The organism is Lutibacter sp. (assembly GCF_041562875.1).
GTDB lineage: Bacteria > Bacteroidota > Bacteroidia > Flavobacteriales > Flavobacteriaceae > Lutibacter.
The window spans coordinates 1-2,195 of the sequence record NZ_JBFFOE010000183.1 but is presented as its reverse complement, the minus strand read 5'-3'; the positions used below and the strand labels follow the sequence as shown (position 1 = coordinate 2,195).

Below are 2,195 nucleotides of genomic sequence, written 5' to 3'. Positions count from 1 at the left end.
TTTTTGATGTATCAAGCACAGGTTCTATAGAAATTGATCAACAAGGAACAGGAAATAGTTATAGATACAATTATTGGAGTTCACCAGTTAATTCAACAGGTGCTAATTATACCGTAGAAGGAGTTTTAAGAGATGGCACTGATCCAAATAATATTAAAACTATTGACTTTGGTAATTCATATGCTTATGCTGATGGAGCTTCAACTGATCCTATTAAACTAAGTACCTATTGGATGTACAAAAAGGAAGATACAGGGTTAGGTAATAGTGCTTGGGCGCGAGCAGGAAAAAACATAAATATAAAAGCAGGTCAAGGATTTACAATGAAAGGATCTAATACAAACTTAGCAGAACAAAATTATACGTTTACGGGTCAACCAAATAATGGCACTATTAATTTACCTGTTAATGCAAATAATGAATATTTAGTAGGAAATCCTTATGCTTCAGCCATAGATGCTTATCAATTTATAGATGATAATAGTCCATTAGGTACAGCTTCCATAGGAAATGGTGGAAGTCTCGTTTTTTGGGAACATTACGGTGGAGATACACATAATTTAAGAGATTATCAAGGTGGTTATGCAATTTTAACTAAAGCCGATGCTGTACCTGCATCATCAAATGTACCTGCTGGTGTAAGCACTTTAGGTTCATCGGTAAAAGGAGCTCCAGGACGTTATATACCTGTTGGTCAAGCTTTTTTTGTGGTTGGTAGTCCAACCGGTGGAAACATTCAATTTAACAATGGGCAACGTGTTTTTGTGAAAGAATCTTCAGGAAATTCTATTTTTATGAAAAGTAGCAATGCAAAATCAAAAATAGTAACAGCTAATAAAACTGATTTAAGACCAAAATTCAGAATAGGTTTTGACGCTCCTGCAATTAATCACCGTCAGTTATTATTAACCATTGATGAAAACACATCCGATGCTGTTGATTGGGGTTATGATGCAGAAATATATGATATTATTAGCGATGATATGTATTGGATGATTGACTCTAAAAAGTATGTTATTCAAGCAACCAACACCCTTAGTTTAGATACAGAAATTCCTTTAGGAATAGAAACTAAAGAAGGAGGAATTATGAAAATTAAAGTGGACGCACTTGAAAATGTAGCCGAAAACACTTCTATTTATATTAAAGACAACTTAACAGATGAAACTTATGATATTACCAACCAAGATTTTGAAGTTAATTTAGAAGCTGGCGAATATAAAGAAAGGTTTCTTTTAACATTTCAGCCAAGTCTAAAAACATTGCAAGAAGTTGCCTTAATTGAAGGAGTTCATATTTTTATGAACAACACCATTTCTGAATTACAATTAAATAGAATTGTTGATACTGAAATTGAGAGCATTAGTTTATTTAACTATTTAGGACAACAAGTAAAAACATGGAGCATAAACACTGATAATCGATTTATGTCATTCCCAATACATATGTCTACAGGAGTTTATATTGCGCAAGTACATACAACTGCAGGTATCATTACAAAAAAAATTATTATTGAATAATAATACAAGTTAAACATAATACAAACAAAAAAGAGGATTCAATATATTGAATCCTCTTTTTGTACCATATAAAAACTTCCCTTTTACAAAAATTTATGGGGCATAAATGTGGCGTTTGTGCCTATAAATGGCTTTTAAATTGGTGAAGAAATACTCTTAAAAATTACTAAAACAGAAGCGGGTATGGCAAGTAATAACAATCCTTTTCATTTTGCTATCATCAATAACAACTCAAATAATGCAACCATAAATTATCTATTAATAAAAATTAATAACCTTATTTTACAGCATAGATTAGGGTAAATAGCTCAAATTTTAGATAGAAACTTAAATTTAGAAAAAGTAAGCCTTTTATAAATGCACAAAAGCAATTTATAAATGTACAAATAAGTACAGAAACAGAAAATATCTTAAAAATAATAGTAATAAGAAGCGTGTCGTAAAGTCATTTATATAAAATACGTAGCAGTTTATTACATAAAAGTTGCTATACGCCTATTTATCTCTTAATATTAGTATTTTTTTTTTAAATATATTAATATTGTAAGTCCCATCATTAAATGTAATGGCATATGTATTTTAAACCCCAAACTTCTAAAATAATACTTTTTTGCGCACTATTTTTATTGACTTTTAATTCTTTTTCTCAGCAAATAGGTGTGGTAGGAAATGGCT

1 protein-coding gene is annotated in these 2,195 nt (G+C 30.3%); it reads left to right on the top strand.

All coding sequences use genetic code 11. The annotated features are described in order from the left end of the window. Positions 1-1,520 (top strand): T9SS type A sorting domain-containing protein (locus ABY863_RS13475; RefSeq protein ID WP_372795691.1); only part of this gene is annotated, 1,520 nt, incomplete at its 5' end. Between the last annotated feature and the right edge of the window lie 675 nt (positions 1,521-2,195).